The sequence below is a fragment of the Aggregatibacter valvarum genome (assembly GCF_980468985.1).
Genome location: NZ_OZ413141.1, coordinates 233,911 through 250,078, shown reverse-complemented (window position 1 = coordinate 250,078; position 16,168 = coordinate 233,911). Strand labels below are relative to the sequence as shown.

15 protein-coding genes and 1 tRNA gene are annotated in these 16,168 nt (G+C 44.7%); 6 read left to right on the top strand and 10 right to left on the bottom strand.

Features of this window, described 5'->3' with window-relative positions; translation table 11 throughout:
• The first annotated feature begins 159 nt into the window (after positions 1-159).
• Both gltX and AC30SF_RS01115 read left to right on the top strand, forming a co-directional pair.
• Positions 160-1,605: a glutamate--tRNA ligase gene (gene gltX, locus AC30SF_RS01120; protein WP_489607287.1), complete on the top strand. Its 1,446-nt coding sequence runs from the start codon at positions 160-162 to the stop codon at positions 1,603-1,605.
• Between the two features lie 78 nt (positions 1,606-1,683).
• Positions 1,684-1,759 (top strand) — tRNA-Ala (locus AC30SF_RS01115).
• Positions 1,760-1,797: 38 nt separating this feature from the next.
• Here AC30SF_RS01115 and AC30SF_RS01110 read toward each other — a convergent pair.
• The 7 genes from AC30SF_RS01110 to AC30SF_RS01080 form a co-directional block, all read right to left on the bottom strand.
• On the bottom strand, positions 1,798-2,016 hold the full coding sequence (locus AC30SF_RS01110) for a hypothetical protein (protein ID WP_489607286.1): 219 nt from the start codon (positions 2,014-2,016) through the stop codon (positions 1,798-1,800).
• A 1,012-nt stretch (positions 2,017-3,028) separates the two neighbouring features.
• Positions 3,029-3,664 (bottom strand): NapC/NirT family cytochrome c, encoded by a 636-nt coding sequence (locus AC30SF_RS01105; RefSeq protein WP_296025643.1) that lies wholly within the window; start codon positions 3,662-3,664, stop codon positions 3,029-3,031.
• 9 nt (positions 3,665-3,673) lie between these two features.
• On the bottom strand, positions 3,674-4,123 hold the full coding sequence (locus AC30SF_RS01100) for a nitrate reductase cytochrome c-type subunit (protein ID WP_209363494.1): 450 nt from the start codon (positions 4,121-4,123) through the stop codon (positions 3,674-3,676).
• A gap of 39 nt (positions 4,124-4,162) precedes the next feature.
• Positions 4,163-5,044: a quinol dehydrogenase ferredoxin subunit NapH gene (napH, locus tag AC30SF_RS01095; RefSeq protein ID WP_489607285.1), complete on the bottom strand. Its 882-nt coding sequence runs from the start codon at positions 5,042-5,044 to the stop codon at positions 4,163-4,165.
• The gene (gene napG, locus AC30SF_RS01090) at positions 5,044-5,877 is read right to left on the bottom strand and encodes a ferredoxin-type protein NapG (RefSeq protein WP_209363496.1); all 834 of its coding nucleotides are present in this window, start codon (positions 5,875-5,877) and stop codon (positions 5,044-5,046) included. Before napG ends, napH begins: the two co-directional genes overlap by 1 nt.
• A gap of 46 nt (positions 5,878-5,923) precedes the next feature.
• Entirely contained in the window at positions 5,924-8,404 is a 2,481-nt protein-coding gene (napA, locus tag AC30SF_RS01085) for a nitrate reductase catalytic subunit NapA (RefSeq protein ID WP_489607284.1), read from the bottom strand.
• A 31-nt stretch (positions 8,405-8,435) separates the two neighbouring features.
• Positions 8,436-8,720, bottom strand: coding sequence for a chaperone NapD (locus AC30SF_RS01080; RefSeq protein ID WP_209363500.1), 285 nt, complete (start codon positions 8,718-8,720; stop codon positions 8,436-8,438).
• A 228-nt stretch (positions 8,721-8,948) separates the two neighbouring features.
• On the opposite strand from AC30SF_RS01080, the gene AC30SF_RS01075 reads away from it, so the two are divergent.
• The gene (locus AC30SF_RS01075) at positions 8,949-9,911 is read left to right on the top strand and encodes an alpha/beta fold hydrolase (protein ID WP_489607283.1); all 963 of its coding nucleotides are present in this window, start codon (positions 8,949-8,951) and stop codon (positions 9,909-9,911) included.
• On the opposite strand, the gene crcB is transcribed toward AC30SF_RS01075, so the two are convergent.
• Both crcB and AC30SF_RS01065 read right to left on the bottom strand, forming a co-directional pair.
• Entirely contained in the window at positions 9,889-10,275 is a 387-nt protein-coding gene (gene crcB, locus AC30SF_RS01070) for a fluoride efflux transporter CrcB (protein ID WP_489607282.1), read from the bottom strand. The genes AC30SF_RS01075 and crcB overlap by 23 nt on opposite strands.
• On the bottom strand, positions 10,275-11,093 hold the full coding sequence (locus tag AC30SF_RS01065; RefSeq protein WP_489607281.1) for a Cof-type HAD-IIB family hydrolase: 819 nt from the start codon (positions 11,091-11,093) through the stop codon (positions 10,275-10,277). The genes crcB and AC30SF_RS01065 overlap by 1 nt, the downstream gene beginning before the upstream one ends.
• Before the next feature lie 153 nt (positions 11,094-11,246).
• Here AC30SF_RS01065 and ilvG point away from each other — a divergent pair, with 153 nt between their 5' ends.
• From ilvG to ilvD, 3 genes are all read left to right on the top strand, one after another.
• Positions 11,247-12,899: an acetolactate synthase 2 catalytic subunit gene (gene ilvG, locus AC30SF_RS01060; RefSeq protein ID WP_489607280.1), complete on the top strand. Its 1,653-nt coding sequence runs from the start codon at positions 11,247-11,249 to the stop codon at positions 12,897-12,899.
• 4 nt (positions 12,900-12,903) lie between these two features.
• Complete coding sequence (ilvM, locus tag AC30SF_RS01055; protein ID WP_489607279.1) at positions 12,904-13,119, top strand: acetolactate synthase 2 small subunit; 216 nt, start codon at positions 12,904-12,906, stop codon at positions 13,117-13,119.
• A 702-nt stretch (positions 13,120-13,821) separates the two neighbouring features.
• Positions 13,822-15,660 (top strand): dihydroxy-acid dehydratase, encoded by a 1,839-nt coding sequence (gene ilvD, locus AC30SF_RS01050; protein WP_489607278.1) that lies wholly within the window; start codon positions 13,822-13,824, stop codon positions 15,658-15,660.
• A gap of 96 nt (positions 15,661-15,756) precedes the next feature.
• On the opposite strand, the gene AC30SF_RS01045 is transcribed toward ilvD, so the two are convergent.
• Entirely contained in the window at positions 15,757-16,146 is a 390-nt protein-coding gene (locus AC30SF_RS01045; RefSeq protein ID WP_489607277.1) for a hypothetical protein, read from the bottom strand.
• Positions 16,147-16,168 lie beyond the last annotated feature (22 nt).

Genomic DNA, 16,168 nt, shown 5'->3' with positions numbered 1-16,168 from the left:
AGCGTGCATTATAATTGCTCAATGATTTCAGTCAACAGATTTTTACCAAAAATCCGTCAGTTGTTTCAAAAATAGGCATAATTCGTGATTTTTCCTTAAGAATCCAAACAACTCGTAGTACAATACTGCACAATTATTTGCACAGAAAAAGGTTATAACATGAAATTAGAAGCATTATTTGATTTGGATCCCAACGTGAAAGTGCGCACCCGTTTTGCGCCAAGCCCAACCGGTTATTTACACGTTGGCGGCGCGCGTACCGCACTTTATTCCTGGTTATACGCCAAACACAATCACGGTGAATTTGTGTTACGTATTGAAGATACCGATTTAGAGCGTTCCACACCGGAAGCTACACAGGCGATTTTAGAAGCAATGGAATGGTTAGATTTGGCTTGGGAGCACGGTCCATACTATCAAACTAAGCGCTTTGACCGTTATAACCAAGTTATCGATCAAATGATTGAACAGGGTTTGGCATACCGTTGTTACTGTACGAAAGAACGTTTGGAAACATTACGTCATACACAAGAACAAAATAAAGAAAAACCACGTTATGACCGCCATTGCTTGCATGAACACTCCGAACATTCTGCCGATGAACCGCATGTAGTGCGTTTTAAAAATCCAACTGAGGGGTCTGTGGTATTTGATGATGCGGTACGTGGACGCATTGAAATCAGCAACAGCGAATTGGATGACTTGATTATTCGCCGTACCGATGGTTCTCCGACCTATAACTTCTGCGTGGTGGTAGATGACTGGGATATGGGCATCACCCACGTTGTGCGCGGTGAAGACCATATTAATAACACCCCGCGTCAAATTAACATTTTGAAAGCCCTTGGCGCACCGATTCCGGTGTATGCGCACGTTTCCATGATTAACGGTGACGATGGACAAAAACTGTCTAAACGTCACGGCGCAGTGAGTGTGATGCAATATCGTGACGAAGGTTATTTGCCGGAAGCGCTGATTAACTATTTAGTGCGTTTGGGTTGGGGGCACGGTGATCAGGAAATTTTCACCCGCCAAGAAATGATTGATTTATTTGATTTACATTCTGTAAGTAAATCTGCCAGTGCCTTTAACACCGAAAAATTATTGTGGTTGAACCATCATTATATTCGTGAATTGCCGACAGACTATGTCGCGAAACATTTAGCATGGCAATATAAGGATTTAGGCATTGACACGTCTAACGGCCCGGCATTAACGGAAATCATCGCTATGTTGGCGGATCGTTGTAAAACCTTACGTGAAATGGCGCTTGCCAGCCGTTATTTCTTTGAAGAGTTTGACGCTTTCGATGAAGCCGCGGTGAAAAAACACTTCAAAGCAGGCGCGGTAGAAGCCCTTGAAAAAGTAAAAGAAAAACTGACCTCACTTTCTACTTGGGATTTGCATTCTACGCACGAAGCCATTGAACAAACTGCCGCTGAATTAGAGGTTGGCATGGGCAAAGTGGGGATGCCGCTGCGCGTCGCTGTGACCGGTGCAGGACAATCGCCGTCTATGGATGTGACCTTAGTCGGAATCGGACGTGAGCGCGTATTAAGCCGAATTCAACGTGCTATTGATTTTATTCACGGGAAAAATGCTTAAGATTTAATCTGATGGCAATGAATTAAAAATTTAATATTGACAGACTAAGTGGCGGAATTTATCATAGCCGCCACTTATGGGGATATAGCTCAGTTGGGAGAGCGCTTGAATGGCATTCAAGAGGTCGTCGGTTCGATCCCGATTATCTCCACCAAATTACTAAAGCAAGGTTAATGACCTTGCTTTTTTTGTCTATGGAATAGCGGCTTGTGCTATTAAGGCAATCTCAACCCACCACTCTCCCCAAAGAGACATACGATAGACAAAGAAAGCGCGGTGATCTTTGGAAATATTTTTCCAATCAACGTATTGCGCGTTATTCATTTCGCGCGTAGCGCGCATCTTGATGCACGACCGAATCAACCACGGCATGAAATAAAGTGCGGTGATTTTTCCGTGCATTTCAGACAACGTATCATCCACCGTCAAGAGCGTTATTTATTTCGTGCAACAAGTTGCACGCTACGATTTATGATTTCCTTGTAGCGTGCATCTTGATGCACGACAGAATCAACCACAGCATGAAATAAAGTGCGGTGATTTTCTCGTGCATTTCAGACAATGTAATCATCCACCGTCAAGAGCGTTATTCATTTCGAATGTAGCGTGCAACTTGTTGCACGAATGAATCAACCCCGATACGTAATTCGCGATTCCCTCGTAGCGTGCAACTTGTTGCACGACCGAACCACACAAGGAACGTTATTTAACCCTTTTCCGGCATTTCCGATTTCGTGCAACAAGTTGCACGCTACGGGAGCGTAACTCCATATTGTAGCGTGCATCTTGATGCACGACCGAATCAACCACGGCATGAAACAAAGTGCGGTGATTTTTCCGTGCATTTCAGACAACGTATCATCCACCGTCAAGAGCGTTATTTATTTCGTGCAACAAGTTGCACGCTACGATTTATGATTTCCTTGTAGCGTGCATCTTGATGCACGACAGAATCAACCACAGCATGAAATAAAGTGCGGTGATTTTTTCGTGCATTTCAGACAACGTATCATCCACCGTCAAGAGCGTTATTTATTTCGTGCAACAAGTTGCACGCTACGATTTATGATTTCCTTGTAGCGAGCATCTTGATGCACGACAGAATCAACCACAGCATGAAATAAAGTGCGGTGATTTTCTCGTGCATTTCAGACAACGTAATCATCCACCGTCAAGAGCGTTATTCATTTCGTGCATCAAGTTGCACGCTACAGGAGCGTGATTCCATATTGTAGCGTGCATCTTGATGCACGACAGAATCACACATGGAACGTTATTTAATCCTTTCGGGTATTTACGATTTCGTGTAACAGGTTGATGCGATGGGGTAAATTAATTTACGTGGGATCAAAATAGGCACCTCCAAGGTGCCTATTTGTTTTTAAAGTGCGGTGAGAAAACGTAATGTTTTCAGTTAACCGATTTATTTTTTGTCTTTTGACGCTTCCGGTTTAGCCTCTGCGCCTTGTAACCAGCCCGGTGCCACTTTGCTCATATCCGGTAAGTTGTGCGCGATACCTTTATGGCAGTCAATACAGGTTTTGCCATTTTCTTGAGCAAATTTATGCATTTTTTGTGCCACGGTTTTTTGTTGGGAGAAGTCCATACGATCCATTTTGTGGCAGTTGCGACATTCTTGTGAATCGTTGCCTTTCATCCGTGCCCATTCATTTTCTGCCATGTGCGGACGACGGGCATTAAATTTCTCAAGGGTATCGGTTAAGCCCATGTAATAAGCATACACTTCTTTTGCCGCCACCACTTTTCGCCACATTTTCGGGCCAAATTCATGCGGAACGTGGCAGTCCGGACAGCTTGCGCCCACACCGGTACGGGTTTGATAGTGTACACTGTGCAAATATTCCGGATAGGCATCATTGGTGTGGCAACTTGCGCAGAATTCTTCCGTGTTTGTTTGTGCTAAACCATAGTTGAATCCTACCCAAGATAGAATACCGCCGATAAATGACAATACAATGATAGTTCCTACTGCGATACGGCTAGGCGATCTAAACCAATGCCAGAATCTCTTGAGGATGTTGCTTTTTTTGTCTGACATAGTCACCTCTTATTGTCCGTAACCTTTCATTGGTTTGAATTCGTTTGGCACGATTGGCTCAACATCCGATTGAGATACGTGACATTGCAAACAGAAATAACGACGTGGAGATGCACTAGCGCCAATGTTACCCTCGCGATCGGCGAAGTGCGTTGGGCTGATGCGTGTTGCACCGGTAACGCGAGACGCTTCAACGCTGTGGCAGTTTAAGCATTGGTTAACATTTTTTGTGATTTGGTAGTTTTTTACACTATGCGGTACCATTGGTGGTTGGTTGACATAGTTTAATGCCGGCAATTCGCTTTGTTTTGGTGCATCGTGGAATGCCGGTTTGACACTCTCCGGTGAATTATTGAAAAAGTCGCCGGCACCTGTGTTGGCTTGGTCTGCCATGACGGATGTTGCAAACAATGCCGTCAATACAGCACTACCAAAAGTAAAGAGGTTTTTTCTAGTCATTTTTAATCACTCCCCCGAATGATGGAAATTTTTTTATTTTTATTGGTTTAATGTGACGACAGGAATATCGTTATTAAACCTATGGCTAAAGGTAAATACTTTTTCAGGACAAACGTCAATACAACGTCCGCAACTGATACAATCTTGTGAAAGCACAAGGAGGCTTTCGCTATTTTTTCCGTGTAATGGTGAGCGTAACACTTGCGGTTCCGGGCAAACGTTGTAGCAGTCCATGCAATTATCACATCTTGCGCGGTCAATGACTTTGACCCGAAGCAAGCTTTTTGCACCGATAACGCCATAAGTTGCCCCGATTGGGCAGAGGTGTCCACACCATCCGTGTTCAACAATGAACAAATCAAAGAAGAAGACAACGAGGATTAACCACACTGTTGCGCCAAAGCCATAAATTAAGGCTCTTCCTAAGGCGGCAACGGGATTGACCCATTCCCATAATAATAAGCCACTGACGGCACTACCGGCTAAAATCATCACTAAGATGGCGTAGCGTAAACTGCGTGGAATTTTTGCCGTTTGGCGAATGCCTAACTTACGGCGAATCCAAGCAGCACAATCGGTGACGACATTTAGCGGACAAACCCAACCACAGAATACTTTGCTGCCCAGTAACGCATAGGTGATAAAAATAATTAATGCACCACTGAGTGTGAGAATTCCCGGTAAGTGACCGCTGGCAAGACTTTCTAAGGTAATTAACGGATCGCTTAATGGAATCACATCAAATAGCAAGCTTCCACTATAATTGCCTTTTAAAATCCAAACGCCGAAGTAAGGTCCACTTAAAAACATCAACAAAATGCCTAATTGGGTTAGACGTCGCCAAAATAAGAAACGATTGGCGTGCCACCACCCTAGCTTTTCTCTGGCTTCTCGTCCGGCAAATTTTGGTGCATTAGCCATTACTTACCTCCTAATACCGGTGCCAAAATAGGTTCCGGGATCTCTTCTACACCTGCTGCAGGAATGGCTCCTGCCGGTGGAGCGACGCCGTCCGGTAATCGGGTCGGCATGGAAATCAAATCATTTGGCGCAAGTGAATGCCCAGCTTTGGATTTTTCTTCCCAACCTAATCGGTAATGTTTGCCTAGCATACCTTTCGCTAAGGACATTGGAAGCACTTTGATCGCGGCTTCTTCCAATACGCAAGCCTCTTCACATTTACCACAACCAGTACAAGCATCTGAATGTACGGTCGGAATAAACATGGCGTGTTTTCCGGTACGCTCATTACGATGACTTTCTAACGTAATGGCTTTGTCGATTAACGGACAAACCCGATAGCAAACATCGCAACGTAACCCTTGCCAATTCAGGCAAGTTTCATGATCCAACAAGACTGCAAGTCCCATACGGGATTGGTTAATATCCTGTGCATCACGATCTAAAGCACCACTTGGACAGGCATGCGCGCAAGGAATATCCGGACACATTTCACAAGGCTTATCTCGCGCAATGAAGTACGGCGTACCGGCTTCCATTGGCGAAAGCAAGGAGGCCAAATGCAACATATCATATGGGCAAGCTTGGACACACTGACCGCAACGAATGCAGGCAGCAGCAAACTTTTCATCATCCTCAATGGCAAATGGTGGGCGTAATGCCACCCCCTCACGGGCTAAGCTTTGTTTTTGTTGTAAACCTAATAAGAGTCCAAGACCCACTAGCCCCCCCGCAGTACGGGTTGCATCTTTGAGAAATTTTCGGCGTTCAGGCGTGACAGTCGGTTTTTTCATTGTCTTAATGACCGCACCGAAGTGCGGTCGTTTTTTTCATTGTTTATTAAGCTTTTTCCACTTTCACCGCACATTTTTTGAAGTCGGTTTCTTTGGAAATCGGATCGGTTGCGTCTAAGGTAAGCTTATTGGCTAACTGACCGGCATCAAAGAAAGTGGTGTAAACCAAGCCTTCCGGCACTTTATTACGGCCACGGGTATCTAAGTAAGAAATCATCTCACCACGACGTGAAGCGATTTTAATCTTGTCGCCATGACGTAATCCGCGTTTTTGTGCATCGTTCGGGTGCATCCAAACTACGTTATTCGGGAAAGCACGGTGCAATTCCGGTACACGACGGGTCATTGTGCCTGTGTGCCAGTGCTCTAACACACGACCGGTACATAACCATAAATCGTATTCTTCATCTGGTGATTCTGCAGGTGGCTCATAAGGCACAGCAAGGATAATCGCTTTTTTATCCGGATAGCCGTAGAACGCCACACCTTCGCCTTCTTTCACATACGGGTCAAAGCCTTCACGGTAACGCCATAAGGTTTCTTTACCGTCAACAACCGGCCAACGTAAGCCGCGTGCTTTGTGGTACATATCAAACGGTGCCAAGTCATGACCATGACCACGGCCAAATGACGCGTATTCTTCAAATAAGCCTTTATGTAAATAGAAGCCGAAGTGGTAAGACTCATCATTTAATTGGCCTTCTGCAAGATCGCTGAGTGGGAATTTATCCACTTGACCATTGCGGTATAACACTTCATATAAGGTTTTGCCTTTATATTCCGGATTTTTCTCTAAAATTTCTGCCGGCCACATTTCATCAGTGGTGAAATATTTAGAGAACTCCACTAATTGCCATACGTCAGATTTGGCTTCACCCGGTGCTTTCACTTGTTGACGCCAGAATTGAGTACGACGTTCAGCATTACCGTAAGCCCCTTCTTTTTCTACCCACATAGCAGTTGGAAGCATTAAGTCAGCCGCTAAACAAGAAACGGTTGGGTATGGGTCGGATACCACGATAAAGTTGTCCGGATTACGCCAGCCTGGGAAGGTTTCTTCATTAATGTTTGGACCACCTTGCATATTGTTAGTACACATTTGCCATAACACACGCATTTTACCGTCTTTTAATGCACGGCTTTGTGCAACGGCATGGAAACCTAACACATCTGTAATTAATCCTGCAGGCAATTTCCAAATTTTTTCTGCAATTTCACGGTGTTTTGGATTGGTCACGACTAAGTCTGCCGGCAAGCGGTTAATAAAGGTACCTACTTCACGGGCTGTACCACACGCAGACGGTTGACCGGTTAAGGAGAACGGACCACAACCCGGAATAGAAATTTTTCCGGTTAATAGATGGATGTTATAGATTAAGTGGTTTGCCCACACACCGCGAGTGTGTTGGTTGAAACCCATGGTCCAATAAGAAACCACTTTACGTTTTGGATCCGCATACAATTTCGCAAGCTCTTCCAATACATCTTTTGGCACACCTGACATTTCGTGAGCTTTATCTAAGGTGTATTCAGAAACTAAAGCTTTTAATTCTTCGAAGTTACTGTCATACATCTTACCGCTGTTTGGATTTTTAGCGGCTTTTTGTAATGGGTGATTATCACGTAAACCATAACCGATATCGGTCTCACCACGTTTAAATTTGGTGTGTTTATTAACGAAATCCCAGTTAATGGCATCGTTTTGAATTAAGTAATTGATAATGTAGTTTAAAATAACCAAGTCCGTTTGCGGTTTGAAGATTAAACCATAATCGGCTAATTCAAAACTACGGTGTTCATAGGTGGAAAGTACCGCCACTTTCACATCCGGATTGGATAAACGGCGGTCGGTAATACGAGACCACAAAATTGGGTGCATTTCCGCCATATTGGAACCCCAAAGCACAAAAGCTTCGGCATTTTCGATGTCGTTATAACAACCCATCGGTTCATCCATACCGAAAGTACGCAGAAACGCAGTGGCTGCAGACGCCATACAGTGACGAGCATTCGGGTCGATATTATTAGAACGGAAACCGGCTTTCCAAAGTTTAGATTTAGCATAACCTTCAAAGATGGTGCTTTGACCGGAACTGAACATACCCACACCGTTTGGCCCTAATTCTTTCACAGCAGCTTTGAATTTTTCTGCCATGGTTTTAAAGGCGACATCCCAGCTAACCGGTGTGAAGTCACCGTTTTTATCGTATTTGCCGTCTTTCATACGTAGCATCGGCTGGGTTAAGCGGTCTTTACCGTACATGATTTTCGGTAAGAAATAGCCTTTGATACAGTTTAAACCACGGTTTACTTCTGCATCCGGGTCACCTTGGGACGCCACAACACGACCGTCTTTTGTTCCCACTAATACAGCACAACCGGTACCACAGAAACGACATACCGCTTTATCCCATTTGATTTCGGTTTCAGCGGCTTCTACATTTTTCACCGGAATTGCAAGTCCGGCTGCGGTTGCTGCAGCCATAGCAGCATTCGCTTTCATAAAGTCTCTACGACTTAAATTCATAGTGTTTTCCCCCCACTATATGATTTTTGAGTTATTCAGGCTGTTCATCTTGTTGATGATAAATCAGCGAGACGGTAATAACACCGTCAATATCTTTCACAGATTCCATGTTATTAAGCAAAATATGCTGATCGTGAGATTGCATTACCGCAACAATCTTGCCGATTTTTTCATCAAAAGTTGGCACTTCTGTGTGTGGAATAGCTAAAAGTGCGGTACGAATTGCCGGTATTTTTTTGGGGTTTCCTTGCACCACCAAACCGACAACGTGCCAGTCTTTCGCTTCTTCCATTGATAAGATTTCAGTTTTATTCATTGTTCAGATAATCTATTTTATTGTCATCTTTGACATAAGGTCCGATGAGCCATTTTTGAATGTTGCATAATAATTACTTGCCCCACCAGAATCATCACCATAAAGAGGTATTTTCCCTAAATTTTATGATTAACTTGTTCTAGATCAACCCGTGTTCCGATTCTTCATCACGTTAAGGCAATCCCTTTCTGTTGGAGTCCATGTTCTGATGGTGCGGCGCATGATAGAATGCTGCGCTCTGACTATTATACTACGAATTTGCATACAATGATGTCCTTTCAATTTTCTCAATTCGCCGCACAATATCCCTTACAATATCTTCATGGAAAAAACGGCTGTCGGCTGGCATATCGTCATTTTATTCATCATCCGACAGCACGTGAGTTGGTGATCATGGTCAATGGTCGGGCGGAAAATATGTTGAAATGGACGGAATTGGCTTACGATGTTTATCAACAAGGCTATGATGTACTGATTTTTGATCATCGCGGACAAGGTTATTCCCAGCATTTACTAAACGATGGCGAAAAAGGCCATTTGGATGAATTTCGTTTTTATGTCGAGGACATGGCAGAAATTATTGAAAATCTGACCGCACTTTATCCCTATCCTAATCAATATATTTTGGCGCATTCGCTCGGTGCGTTAGTGGCGACCTATTATTTGGCAAATTGTGATCATCGCATTCAACGTGCCGTGTTCTCTGCGCCGTTTTTTGGCATGCCTTTAAAGCACCCTGTGCGTGATGAAATGCTGTTAAGTCTGATGATGTTATTTGGGCAAGGAAAGCGTTATGTGTTTGGTAAAGGGCCGTATAAACCGGTGGATGTGCAGGAAAATTTGTTAAGCCATGATAGTAAGCGAATGCAAAGAATGAATGACATTAATTTGGCAAATCCAGCGATTCGTTTGGGTGGACCGACGTTCCGTTGGGCGTATTTGTGTCTGATCGCCATTAAACATTTGCCGAAAATATTGCCACGCATCGAAACACCGGTATTGGTATTAGAGGCGGAACAAGAACAAATCGTCAATAATAAAACGTTGGAAAAACTCACCGCACTTTTTATGCATAGCAGTTTAAAGAAAATTGCCAGAGCGAAACATGAAATTCTGTTTGAAACCAACGATATTCGCTCACCGGTGTTACAGCAGATTCAGGCATTTTTTACTTCAACACACAACGCATAAGCCACACACCAAAGGCGGTAAAAAGCAGACAGCCAAAGACATGAGCGGCAATTAATCCAATGCCAACAGCGAATTTGCCGTTCAACAAATTTTCCACCACTTCGATCGAAAATGCTGAAAAGGTGGTCAAGCTGCCCAGAAATCCGGTGACTAAAAAGAGCTTCCATTCCGAAGAAAGTGATGGGAAAGACCAAAAAACGGCAAACAACACGCCAATAATAAAACTACCTAAATAATTGGCGAACAAGGTGCCAAAAGAAAAAGCGCTAAACCACGGATTGAGCAACAAGCCCAGACTCCAACGCAGGCAAGCACCGAGTACGGCACCGCCACTAATCCAGAGTAAAGAAGATAATAGCGGCATTAATAAATCCCGAAAATCGCACGAAGGTAAGACGCGACAGCCTCGTCTGTGTTGCAACCGATGGTTTCCAACTGTGGACAACGTTGTATCAAACGGGGATCGGCATTTCCCATAATACATCCTTTGCCCACCTCTGCCAGCATTTCGACGTCATTCATGCCATCACCAAAGGCGATACAATCCTGTAAACCATAATCCCTAGCCTGTACAACTTGAGCAAGTGCGGTGGCTTTTGACACATTTTTATTCATCACTTCCAAGCAAATCGGCGTGGAATAAGTCATGCTGATTTTCTCGCCGAAGTCCTGATGAATACGCTGTTCCAATTCCACCAAATCTGCGGGTGTACGGGCGATAAAAAACACTTTTTCCGTGTCTCGTCCGTGATGTTGCTTAAAATCTACCACATTGTATAAAAAGCCGGAATCTTTGTGATACTTGTAAAGCTCAGGAATGTCTTTGTTGATAAACCAGCCATCAGCCTGATAGCTGTTGACACAGACGCGGTTGTCGTCAAAGGGCAAATTCATCACTTGATATGCAATCTCTTCCGGCAAGGAATTATTTAGCAACAACTCTCCTTGCAAGTTATGCGCTTGTGCGCCATTTGACGTAATTAACACCGCCTCTTTCACCTCGGTTTTCTTTAAAATACTGGATACATCAAAGTAATTACGCCCTGTGGCAAGGATAATATCGACTTTGTTGTCATACAGATGTTCCAAGGTTTGCGCAGTAAAATCACCGATAACATGATGTTCGTTCAGCAAGGTTCCATCCATGTCCGACACAATGGCGCGATAGGGACGTTTTTGCATAATTTTTCACCTTAAATGACATAATGGCTAATGGTAGCAAATTTTATATAAAAATATTGGCGGTTTTCTTGAATTTTTTCAGGAAATGTAATAAAAGATTAAACCTTTCACACGAAAAAATCGCTTCCCTAACAATTGAACACAGCTACGAATATGAACGGTGCAAATTTAATCATCGAGTGCTTAAAAGCACATCACGTGGATACCATTTTCGGCTATCCCGGTGGGGCCATCATGCCGACCTATGATGCAATTTATGATTCCGGCTTAGACCATTTACTTTGCCGTAATGAACAAGGTGCCGCCATGGCGGCTATTGGCTATGCGCGTGCATCAGGCAAAGTTGGCGTATGTATTGCCACCTCCGGCCCCGGCGCAACTAACCTCATCACCGGACTAGGCGATGCCTTAATGGATTCTATTCCAATTGTAGCGATCACAGGTCAAGTAGCTTCGCCACTTATCGGTACTGACGCCTTTCAGGAAGCAGATGTACTTGGCTTGTCCCTCGCCTGCACCAAACATAGCTTTATCGTACAAAATATCGACGAATTACCGGAAATTATTGCCAAAGCCTTTGAAATCGCCAAAAGTGGCAGACCGGGCCCGGTATTGATCGATGTGCCGAAAGACGTCCAAGTTGCGCCAACCACGGCAAAACCCATCGTGAATTCGCCGCCAAAAACGACCGCACTTTGCGACAAGCAACTAACCCAGGCGCTTGAGCTATTAAAACAGGCCAAACGCCCAATGGCGTACATCGGCGGAGGTGTGGGCATGGCAGGCGCCGTGCCGGCATTGCGTTATTTCTTACACACGACTCAAATGCCAAGTATCGTAACGTTAAAAGGGCTTGGCGCGGTATCGCCTGACGATCCTTATTATCTCGGCATGATCGGTATGCACGGCACCAAAGCCGCCAACTATGCCACCCAAGAAGCCGATTTATTGCTCGTGTTCGGCGCGCGTTTTGATGACCGCGTGACCGGCAAACTCGACACCTTCGCGCCACACGCCAAAGTGATTCATGTGGATATCGACGGCGCCGAATTAGGCAAATTACGCCGACCAGATGTAGCATTACGCGGCCATCTCATCGCCACGCTAGAAAGCCTCAGTGTGCCCCTTGATATCGCCCCTTGGCAACAAACCGTCGCACAATATAAACAACAATTTGCGTTCAGCTATGGCGAACATAGCGGCGAACAGCTCATCAACCCGTTATGGTTGCTCAACAGCATTTCACGCAAAAAAACACCGGAAACCATCGTCGTCACTGACGTGGGACAACATCAAATGTGGTCTGCATTACACGTGCAACATCACGCCCCGGAAAACTTCATCACCTCCGCCGGTTTCGGCACCATGGGTTTCGGCTTGCCCGCTGCCATCGGTGCGAAAAAAGCCCGCCCGGAAGATGAAGTGATTTTAGTCACCGGAGATGGTTCCATCATGATGAATATTCAAGAGCTCGGCTCCATTGGTCGCGGCAAAGCCCCAATTAAAATCGTGTTATTGGATAACCAACGCCTCGGCATGGTGCGCCAATGGCAATCCCTCTTTTTCAATGCCCGTCACAGCAGCACGATTCTCGACGACAATCCGGATTTCGTGGTGCTCGCCTCGGCTTTCGGCATTAAAGGGGAACGCATTGATTCCGCCCATCAAGTGGATGCCGCGCTAGAACGCTTATTCAACAGCCAAGAGGCTTATTTATTGCATATTTGCATCCATTCCGATGAAAACGTGTGGCCGCTAGTGCCGCCGGGCGCGTGCAACGCAGATATGTTGGAAAGTATGGAGTAATCACATGGAACACCAAATCGACCTCACCGCCCAACACCGCCCCGAAGTATTAGAGCGCATTCTCCGTGTTGTCCGCCACCGTGGTTTTACCGTGACTCAAATGGATATGCAACTGATTGACGGCAAAGTGCGGTTAAAATTCACCGTAAAATCCGACCGCACTTTGGATTTGTTGGTTAGTCAGTTGGAGAAGTTGCCGGATGTGATGGAGATTAAATAAGACAATATTTTATTGAATAATTTCTCCGTTTTATCTTCTGCCACAAACGCTTGCGTTTGAACGTTGCATTAGCAACGGCACGAAGTGCGAGCAAAGCGAGTAAATCTCCCCTAACCCCTCTTTGCTAAAGAGGGGAATACATTGGAAGATTTTAATATGGTCTCACGAATTTAAGATTAAAATATCAATAAAATGAGACGTAAATCAGCCAGTCAAAATTAATGGCTAAAGAAAATTCCTCTCTTTGCTAAAGAGGGAAATATTTTGAAAATTTGAATATCATCTCATGAATTTAAGATTAAAATATCAATAAAATGAGACGTAAATCAGCCAGTCAAAATTAATGGCTAAAGAAAATTCCTCTCTTTGTTAAAGAGGGAAATATTTTGAAAATTTGAATATCATCTCATGAATTTAAGATTAAAATATCAATAAAATGAGACGTAAATCAGCCAGTCAAAATTAATAGCTAAAGAAAATTCCTCTCTTTGTTAAAGAGGGGAATATTTTGAAAAATTTGAATATTATCTCGCGAATTTAATATTAAAATATCAATAAAATGAGACATAAATGAGCCAGATAAATTAAACAGCTAAAGAAATCCCCCTCTTTAGCAAAGAGGGGTTAGGGGAGATTTAGCAGTCTCAATTAACGAAGAAATTCATATAAACCTTAACGAAAACTTACTCGGAGAACTTATTTATGCCAAAACTACGTTCAGCGACCAGTACACAAGGTCGTAATATGGCAGGCGCACGTGCCTTATGGCGTGCCACAGGAATGAAAGAAAATGACTTCGGCAAACCCATTATTGCGGTGGTGAACTCTTTCACCCAATTCGTGCCGGGGCATGTGCATTTAAAAGACATGGGACAACTGGTCGTAGCGGAAATTGAAAAAGCCGGTGGCGTGGCGAAAGAATTCAACACCATTGCGGTGGATGACGGTATTGCCATGGGACATGGCGGGATGCTTTACTCCTTACCAAGCCGTGACTTAATCGCCGACAGCGTGGAATATATGGTCAACGCCCACTGCGCCGATGCCATGGTGTGTATTTCCAACTGTGATAAAATTACCCCGGGAATGTTGATGGCGGCAATGCGTTTGAACATCCCGACTATCTTCGTATCAGGCGGTCCAATGGAAGCCGGCAAAACCAAGTTATCGGATCAACTGATTCGTTTAGACTTAGTTGATGCGATGATTGAAGCGGCGGATCCTAATGTCAGTGATGAGCGTATTGATGCTATTGAACGTAGCGCCTGCCCGACTTGCGGTTCCTGCTCAGGGATGTTTACTGCCAACTCCATGAACTGTTTAACAGAAGCCTTAGGGTTATCTTTACCGGGCAACGGCTCTATGCTAGCCACCCACGCTGACCGCAAAGACTTATTCTTAAAAGCCGGTCGCCAAATTGTCGAATTGTGCAAACGTTATTACGAACAAGACGACGAAAGCGTATTGCCTCGTTCCATCGGCACCTTTGATGCCTTTGAAAACGCCATGAGCTTAGATATCGCCATGGGCGGTTCCAGTAACACCGTTTTACACTTACTCGCAGCGGCTCAAGAAGCGGGCGTAGATTTCAAAATGGCAGACATCGACCGCTTATCTCGCGTCGTGCCTTGCTTAAGTAAAATTGCGCCGAACACCAATAAATACCATATGGAAGACGTACACCGCGCAGGCGGCATTATGGGCTTATTGGGCGAATTAGATCGTGCGGGGTTAATTCACAAAAACACTCACACCGTGTTGGGCTTAACCATGGGCGAGCAGCTCAATCAATACGACATTATCCGTAACCAAGACGAAGCATTACACAAATTCTTCCGCGCCGGCCCGGCAGGCATACGTACCACGCAAGCCTTCTCACAAGATTGCCGTTGGGATAGCGTGGACGATGACCGTGTAAACGGCTGTATCCGCAACAAAGAAAATGCGATTTCTCAAGAAGGGGGCTTAGCCGTCTTGTTCGGAAACATTGCCGAAGACGGTTGTATCGTCAAAACCGCGGGCGTGGATGAATCTATCTGGAAATTCACCGGTCGTGCCATCGTGTTTGAAAGCCAAGAAGACGCTGTTGCCGGGATTTTAGGCGGCAAAGTCAAAGAAGGTCACGTTGTGATTATCCGTTACGAAGGTCCAAAAGGCGGCCCCGGCATGCAAGAAATGTTGTATCCAACCAGCTATTTAAAATCCATGGGCTTAGGTAAAAAATGTGCTTTATTAACGGATGGTCGTTTCTCCGGTGGCACATCCGGCTTATCTATCGGTCATGCTTCGCCTGAAGCGGCTTCCGGTGGTGCGATTGGTTTAGTACAGGATAACGACATTATCGAAATCGACATTCCGAATCGTGCGATTAACCTCAAGATCAGCGATGAAGAATTAGCCAAACGCCGCGCCGAACAAGATGCCAAAGGCTGGCAACCGGCAAACCGCGAACGTGAAGTGTCTTTCGCCTTAAAAGTATTTGGTCACTTCGCCACGTCCGCAGATAAAGGCGCTGTGCGGGATAAAACCTTATTAAAATAAACATTATAGGGACAGGCTTTATGCCTGTCTTTATTAATATAGGGACATGATAACGCCATAACGGATAGTCGCATTGCCTAAAGTGCGGTCATTTTCTCAAGCAGTTTTGTCCACAAAAGCCAGCACCTGTGGCTGATCCAGCACTAAGGCATACACATTGGCGAGAAAATAGGTTTGTTCTTCTTCGGGAACCGCCAGCGGAATTAATTTCAATATCTTTTGGTGAATTTGCAAAACTTGCGGAAAAACCACCGCACTTTGAATTTCTGCTAAAAAATCGGCATACAACGGTGAAACACAATGTCCACGTTGAATCCGCCCCAAGGCACTGGCGAGATGTACTAACATCATTTTAACCTGCTCGGTTTCTACGTCCGCCAACCAATCTTGTTGCAAGTGGCAACGTACGTTCAATACCGTTTGTACAATATGTTCGTCAATTAATTCTCGGGCTTGAAACGCCCCAAGTCGCTGTTGAAGATCCATTTGTTCACTCTCAATAAAATGA

What these genes read in the sequence shown, in the direction of transcription:
- gltX (WP_489607287.1), top strand. Translation starts at nt 160, where the DNA reads ATGAAATTAGAAGCATTATTTGATTTGGATCCCAACGTGAAAGTGCGC.
- crcB (WP_489607282.1), bottom strand. Translation starts at nt 10,275, where the DNA reads ATGCCGCTATTATCTTCTTTACTCTGGATTAGTGGCGGTGCCGTACTC.
- napH (WP_489607285.1), bottom strand. Translation starts at nt 5,044, where the DNA reads ATGGCTAATGCACCAAAATTTGCCGGACGAGAAGCCAGAGAAAAGCTA.
- ilvG (WP_489607280.1), top strand. Translation starts at nt 11,247, where the DNA reads ATGAACGGTGCAAATTTAATCATCGAGTGCTTAAAAGCACATCACGTG.
- AC30SF_RS01100 (WP_209363494.1), bottom strand. Translation starts at nt 4,123, where the DNA reads ATGACTAGAAAAAACCTCTTTACTTTTGGTAGTGCTGTATTGACGGCA.
- AC30SF_RS01065 (WP_489607281.1), bottom strand. Translation starts at nt 11,093, where the DNA reads ATGCAAAAACGTCCCTATCGCGCCATTGTGTCGGACATGGATGGAACC.
- AC30SF_RS01105 (WP_296025643.1), bottom strand. Translation starts at nt 3,664, where the DNA reads ATGTCAGACAAAAAAAGCAACATCCTCAAGAGATTCTGGCATTGGTTT.
- ilvM (WP_489607279.1), top strand. Translation starts at nt 12,904, where the DNA reads ATGGAACACCAAATCGACCTCACCGCCCAACACCGCCCCGAAGTATTA.
- ilvD (WP_489607278.1), top strand. Translation starts at nt 13,822, where the DNA reads ATGCCAAAACTACGTTCAGCGACCAGTACACAAGGTCGTAATATGGCA.
- AC30SF_RS01080 (WP_209363500.1), bottom strand. Translation starts at nt 8,720, where the DNA reads ATGAATAAAACTGAAATCTTATCAATGGAAGAAGCGAAAGACTGGCAC.
- napG (WP_209363496.1), bottom strand. Translation starts at nt 5,877, where the DNA reads ATGAAAAAACCGACTGTCACGCCTGAACGCCGAAAATTTCTCAAAGAT.
- AC30SF_RS01045 (WP_489607277.1), bottom strand. Translation starts at nt 16,146, where the DNA reads ATGGATCTTCAACAGCGACTTGGGGCGTTTCAAGCCCGAGAATTAATT.
- napA (WP_489607284.1), bottom strand. Translation starts at nt 8,404, where the DNA reads ATGAATTTAAGTCGTAGAGACTTTATGAAAGCGAATGCTGCTATGGCT.
- AC30SF_RS01075 (WP_489607283.1), top strand. Translation starts at nt 8,949, where the DNA reads ATGCTGCGCTCTGACTATTATACTACGAATTTGCATACAATGATGTCC.